Here is a 6,685-nt window from a genome sequence, read left to right as displayed (position 1 = left end):
GGCGGCGGCGGCGGCGGCGGCGGCGCAGGAACCGGTGGTTCCGCGACGGCAGGCGCAGCGACCGGCGGCGCCAGCACGAGCGGCGGCACCTGGGCTTATGGCGATGGCGACGGCGGCAACGCGCTGAGCGGCGCCTGGGCTGACGGCACTGGTGGCAACGCCACTGGTGGTGGCGCCTGGGCTGGCGGGGGCGGCGGCGGCGGCACGGTCGGCGATGCATGGGCAGGAGCCGGTGGTGCAGGCGGCGACGGTGGCATGTGGGGCTCGCAGAACGGCGACGACGGCTATGTCACTGGCACAAGCGAAGCCAGCGCCGATGCCATCATCGACACTAGTGCCTTCAACCAGCAGATCGTGATGGGTGCCAACCTCCAAGGCAATACGGTCGACATGACGGTCGTGGGCGGTGACTACAACAACACTCTAACCGGCGAAGACCACAACACCTGATCGTCTGGGTTGAACCAAAAAAGCCAAGCGAAACCGACTGCGCGGGTAACCCCCGCGCAGTCCATCTTGGCCGGTGGAGCATGTTGGCAGCCTCACCGCGCCTGAAATTCGGGCGGAGGCACTACGATGTATGCCGCGTATTTCGACAGAATTACCGAGACGATCGCTCACTTCATTGGCCTGTTCGACACGGCGAGTGAGGAGGCCCGCCTCAAGCAGGCCTACGACGAATTCAGGGCCAAGCAGCAGGCCGACGAGCAATTGCCGGAGCACCAGACTGCCGCCCTCAAGGTCGACACCTCCCACTCCCTGGAAGACTTCGACCCGAGCGTGAAGTATGTCGGCGTCAGGCCCGAGATCGAGCAAGTCACGGTTTGGACCAACGTCGCCTTCACCCCTCCCGACGTACCGGTTCCCGATGGACCGTTCCTCCAAAATTACACCAACCTGCCGGAAGGCACGACGGTTGGTTCGGGCGGCATCGTCCTGCCAAAGATCGTGCCGCCGGGCGACCTGGCTGCCATCGTCAACCAGGAAATCCGGCTTTCCGACAACGACTATGTCGGCTTTGGCGGCAGTGGCCTGAAGTTCAATGCGCCGCCCGTCGACGAAAGCCCCATGGCCGACATGCAGCAGGCAGCGGCCGACCTGTCGCCGATCGACGACCTGACGCTTCCGGGCTCGACCGAGGAAATGGCGACGTTCGTCACCACCGCGCAAGCCCGTTTCAACGACTTCGAGGCCGACGACCACGGCAGCGCTGACGTCTTCTGCGTCAAGGCCGAAACGATCGAGGGCACCTATTTCAATGGCCAGTTGATCGACGCAGCCGACGCCCCGAAGATGGAAGATTACGTCAACTTCCTGAAGGAACAGGACGACGACGCCAAGGGGCCTGACGCTCCGCTCGATACCGACACGCCTCCGGACTCCGGCGATTTCATGGATGGCTGGGGAGACGGAACGGCCAACCCGAGCGTCGAGATCAGCACCGGCGGCAACACCGTCATCAACAACGCCGTCGTGGTCAACGATTGGGCATCGGCCGAGGTCATGGCCGTCATGGGCGACCATATCTCGCTCAACGCCATCATCCAGATCAACGGCACGTGTGACACCGACAGCGTCGGCTCGGCGGTCGGCGGCTGGCCTTTCGATCCGGGCGGCGGCGACAACCTCAGCTTCAACATCGCGATGTTCAAGCACATCGACACCTCCGCCGGCGACGAAACGCCTGCCGAGGCCCCCACCGGGTTCCCCGCCTATTATGTGGTCACCGAGATTTCGGGCGACCTCATCATGATGAACTGGATCGAACAATATGCGTTCGTGACCGACAACGACGTCTGCATTGCTTCGTCGTCGGGTGTGCAATCGGTCGTCTCGACCGGCGACAACACCGCGTTCAACGGGCTCAGCCTGAGCGAGATCGGCAACTACTACGACCTCATCATCATCGGCGGAAACGTCTACGACGCGAGCATCATCCACCAGATCAACCTGCTGCTCGACAACGATGTGATCGGCGCGGTCTCCGGCTTCCAAACGACCGGCGAAGGCTCGGTCTCGACGGGCGACAATCTGCTCTGGAACCAGGCAAGCATCGTCAACGTCGGCAACGCGACCGCCGAGGCGCTGCCCGATGGCTACAGCACGGCGGGGAGCAACCTCGCGGGCGGCAACAAGGAACTGCCGGACGCCATTCTCCAGGACGCCGCATTCGCCGGCATCGGCGTGCTGCGCGTGCTCTACATCTCTGGCGACATCTACAATCTGAATTACATCAAGCAGACCACCGTGGTCGGCGACAGCGACCAGGTGGCGCTTGCCATGAACAATCTGGTCGCCAATCCCGACGCCGAATGGACTATCACCACAGGCGGCAACCAGTTGGTCAACGACGCGACCATCGTCGACGTCGATGGAATGTCCAAGATCTATGTCGGCGGCGACAGCTACTCCGACGAGATCCTGATCCAGGCAAATCTCGTATCGAGCGATCCGGACCTCGGTGCGCAGAACCCGGACATACTCGTCACCGAAGCCGTCGTTTTTCTCGATGACGGCACCGACGACACCGGCGACGCCTCGAATACCAATCCGATAGCACCGCAGCCGGCCGATTCCGGATCGGCTGACGTCATGCAGCACATGCTGGGCTGAGCCGTTTCAGAGGGGCGCAAGATGACCGACGACCGTGAAGGCTGGAGTGGTTTTCATAACGTGCCGGACGACGGCGACAGCCAGGACAGCCCGCAGGCGCCGAGGCATTCGGAGGCAAGGCCCGCACAAGCAGCAAGCAAGCCGGCAGCGGCAGCAGGCAAACCTGCGGCGGAAGCGAGACTGTCGACTGCCGTGGCCTCGCAGGAACGGGCGCTCGACCACCTCGAAAGCTACATCGACAAGGTCGTCGGGCGGCTGCATGAAGAAGCGGGCGACAAGTCATCTGCACCGGTAACCTCTCCGTCGTCTGGCGTTCCCGTCGCTTCGCCGGCGCCTGCAACACCCTCGCAGGCGACGCCGCCAAGCACCCAGCAGACATCAGGAAGGCCGCCGATGGCCGAGCCTTCGATCATACCTCCGGAGCGGAGCGCTACGGCTCAACGCCCCCCAGCGTCTGCGCCCGCCGCAGCAGCGCCGAGCATGCGGTCCCAACCAGCCCCGCATGCAACTCCGGAGGAACCCATCGCAGCTGCAAAAGGCGACGATGCGCCCCAGGCCAGGACCACGTCCGCCGAGACGCCCTCCCCAGCCGCTGCGGCAGCATCGGACTCCCCTCGCCCCGAGATGCGGGTCAGCGAACCGCAAGGGCCGGCGAAGACTGAAATGAAAGACACCTCGATGCCGGTCGGCAAGGTGATCGACGCCGACAACGGACCGATCAAGGCAAAGGAAAGACTGCCCGAAGCCAAGGGCCCCAACGGCGGCGATATCGACAGCGGTGGCGGCGGTGGTGGCGGTGGCGGAGGCGGTGGCGGCGTCTTCCACAAGCGTCTCGGGCCGATCGATTTCTCGGCCTCGCTCAAGACCGGCCTGAAGGTCGTCAAGCGCAACCTGCTGATCGTCATGCTGTTCACGCTGGCCAGCAACGTGCTGGTGCTGGCAATACCGCTCTACCTGTTCCAGATTTCCGACCGGGTGCTGACCAGCCGCTCCGTCGACACGCTGGTCATGCTGACGGTCGTGATCGTCGGCGCGGTGGTCCTGCAGACCATCTTCGATGCCATCCGCCGCCTCATCCTGATGCGCACCGCTGTCGAGGTCGCGGCCCAGTTGGGCGCCCCGATCCTGAGCGCTGCAGCCCGCGCGGCCCTGAACAGCAACGGCCGCGAATACCAGACGCTCGGTGACCTCCAGCAACTCCGGTCGTTCCTCGTCTCGGGCACTCTGCTCACCTTGCTCGACGCACCGCTGGCGCCGCTGTTCGTGCTGGCCGTGTTCCTCGTGCACCCGCATCTCGGCTTCATCGTCGTCACCTCCTCGCTGATCCTGCTGGTCATCACCATCATCAACCAGCGCTCGACGGCGGCACCCTTCAGCGAGGCCAATACACACCAGAGCAAGGCCAATCTGCATCTCGACTCGATGTCGCGGAACTCGCAGATCATCAACGCGCTCGCCATGATCCCCGAAGCCGTGCGCATCTGGGGCAAGGACACCGCAAGCTCGCTGCGTGCGCAGGTCATCGCGCAGGATCGCAACATCGCCTTTGCCGCGACGTCGAAGGCGACCCGCTTGCTGACCCAGGTCGCCATGCTCGGCTGGGGCGCGCATCTCGCGCTCGACGGCCATCTCAGCGGCGGCATGGTCATTGCCGCGTCGATCATCGCCAGCCGTGCGCTGGGCCCGATCGAAGGCGCCATCGAAGGCTGGAACCAGGTCGTGCAGTCGCGTGCCGCCTATGGCCGCATCGCCAGCCTGCTGCAGTCCTCGCCGCTCAATTTCGAACGGCTCAACCTGCCCCGCCCGGAAGGCCGGCTCGATGTCGAACGCCTGCTGTTCGTGCCGCAAGGCACCAAGCGCGTCGTGCTCAACGGCATCACCTTTGCCCTGGCCCCCGGCGACTCGCTCGCAGTCATCGGCAATTCAGGCGCCGGCAAGACCACGCTCGGCAAGATGCTGGTCGGCTCGATCCTGCCGACCTCGGGCAACGTGCGCCTCGACCTGATGGACCTGCGCAACTGGGACCAGCGCCAGTTCGGCGAGAACATCGGCTACCTGCCGCAGGACGTGCAGCTGTTCCCCGCCTCGATCAAGGCCAACATCGCCCGCATGCGCGATGACGCCACCGACGCGGAGATCTACCAGGCGGCCCAACTCGCCGACGTGCACGAAATGATCGCCACGCTGCCGCATGGCTACGAGACATTCGTCGCCGCCGACGGCGCACCGCTCTCAGGCGGCCAGAAGCAGCGCATCGCGCTTGCCCGTGCCTTCTTCGGCAACCCGCGCATGGTCGTGCTGGACGAGCCGAACTCCAACCTCGACGCAGCCGGCGACGCAGCCCTTGCCCGCGCGCTCCAGCACGCCAAGGAAAACAAGATCACCGTCATCACCATCACCCAGCGGCCGGCCCTGTTGCACAGCGTCGACAAGATCCTGCTGCTGGTCAACGGAACCGTCGCCCTGTTCGGCCAGCGGCAAGACGTGCTCCAGGCACTCGCCCAGCGCGGCCTGAGCATCGAAGGCGGATCGTTCGGCCATCAGATTCCGTAAGGGGGCAATGTCATGAGCGACACGGCAGTCGTAAAGGTCCACGATCTCGAATGGTACTCCGAGGTGCCGCGCTCGATCGGCAAGCAGACCAAGGTCGGCCTGTTGCTCATCGCTCTTACCTTCGGTGGCTTCGGCACCTGGGCCTTCACCGCCCCGCTTGCAGCGGCAATCATCGCCCAGGGCTCGTTCGTGGCAGCGGGCCAGAACAAGATCGTGCAGCACCTGGAAGGCGGCATCATCAAGGAATTGCTGGTCAGCGAAGGCGACCGTGTCCGCTACGATCAGCCGCTGGTGCGCCTCGACGAAACGGCGGCACAGGCCGCCGAGCGGCAGCTGTTCCTGCGCCAGGTACGGCTGGATGCCATCGCCGCACGGCTGAATGCCGAGATCAGCGGCGCCCCCAGCATCACCTTCCCCAGCACCGTCACCGACAACATCGACGATCCGGAGATCAAGCCGATCGTCGATGGCCAGCAACTGAATTTCACCGCCGCACGCGGCAAGCTGCAAAGCGAAATCGGCCTGCTGAAGCAGAACATTGCCGCCTACCGCTATCGCGCGGACGGCTATCAGCAACAGCACGACGCGGTGCAGCGGCAGCTCGCCCTGATGAAGGAAGAATATGCCGGCAAGAAGTCGCTGCTCGACAAGGGCCTGCTGCGGGCAACCGAGATCAAGGCAATCCAGCGCGCCATGGCCGATGCCGAGGGTCAGATCGGCCGCCTCGGCGCCGAGGTTTCCGAGATCGGCTCCGAGATCATCAAGCTCGACCAGCAGATCACCCAGGCCCAGGAAGCCTACAAGCAGGCGGCGCTCGAGCAGTTGCAGAACCTCGAGGGCGATCTCGACACCATCCGCGAACAGCTGCGCCAGGCCAAGAGCGTACTCAACCGCGTGACGATCAACGCTCCCGTCGCCGGCACCATCGTGCGCATGTATTATCACACCGCCGGCGGTGTCATCGAAAGCGGCAAGCCGATCGTCGAGATCCTGCCGTCCAATGTTCCGCTGGTCATCGAGACGCTGATCTCGCGCACCGACATCGACAACGTGCGTGTCGGGCAACTCGCCACGGTGCGGCTCACCGCGCTCAACCGGCGCACCACGCCGGTGCTTGACGGCCAAGTGATCTACGTCTCCGCCGACGCCCTTCCCGATACCTCGGGTCCCGTGGCGCGCGAAGTCTACGTCGCCCGGATCAGCCTGTCGCCGGACCAGATCTCACGTGTTCACAGCTTCTCGCCGACGCCCGGCATGCCGGCGGAGGTTTTGGTCCAGACCGAGGAAAGGACCTTCTTCAGATACCTGACCAAGCCAATCGCCGACAGCATGTCGCGCGCATTCATGGAGCGGTGAACCAGGGGCAAGCCATGACGACGGGGGACAGAGATGCGTCGACGTCAGCCGTGATGTTAGCGATTGGCAGTCGAAATCGACGTCGAACTTTTCATGTCCTTGAAATCAGAGCGCGACAATCAATCAGCTTCTTAAGCTGGCAACCTCACACCAGGGTGCCGTT

General features: G+C 64.3%; 3 protein-coding genes and 1 pseudogene. All 4 read left to right on the top strand.

All coding sequences use genetic code 11. The annotated features are described in order from the left end of the window. Positions 1-450, top strand: a pseudogene (locus GGQ99_RS25920) (hypothetical protein); the annotation flags it as partial. Positions 451-576: 126 nt separating this feature from the next. Continuing rightward, positions 577-2,613: a type I secretion protein gene (locus GGQ99_RS25915; protein WP_183264790.1), complete on the top strand. Its 2,037-nt coding sequence runs from the start codon at positions 577-579 to the stop codon at positions 2,611-2,613. A gap of 393 nt (positions 2,614-3,006) precedes the next feature. Then, positions 3,007-5,166 carry a type I secretion system permease/ATPase gene (locus GGQ99_RS25910; RefSeq protein WP_425486867.1) on the top strand — a complete coding sequence of 720 codons (2,160 nt, stop codon included), beginning with the start codon at positions 3,007-3,009 and terminating at the stop codon, positions 5,164-5,166. Positions 5,167-5,178: 12 nt separating this feature from the next. Then, positions 5,179-6,522 carry an HlyD family type I secretion periplasmic adaptor subunit gene (locus GGQ99_RS25905; RefSeq protein WP_183264788.1) on the top strand — a complete coding sequence of 448 codons (1,344 nt, stop codon included), beginning with the start codon at positions 5,179-5,181 and terminating at the stop codon, positions 6,520-6,522. Positions 6,523-6,685: the final 163 nt, after the last annotated feature.

Origin of the sequence: Aminobacter niigataensis, from assembly GCF_014200015.1 — a bacterium.
GTDB classification, from domain to species: Bacteria; Pseudomonadota; Alphaproteobacteria; order Rhizobiales; family Rhizobiaceae; genus Aminobacter; species Aminobacter niigataensis.
The sequence above is the reverse complement of the archived record's forward strand: the minus strand, read 5'-3'. Positions and strand labels throughout refer to the sequence as shown.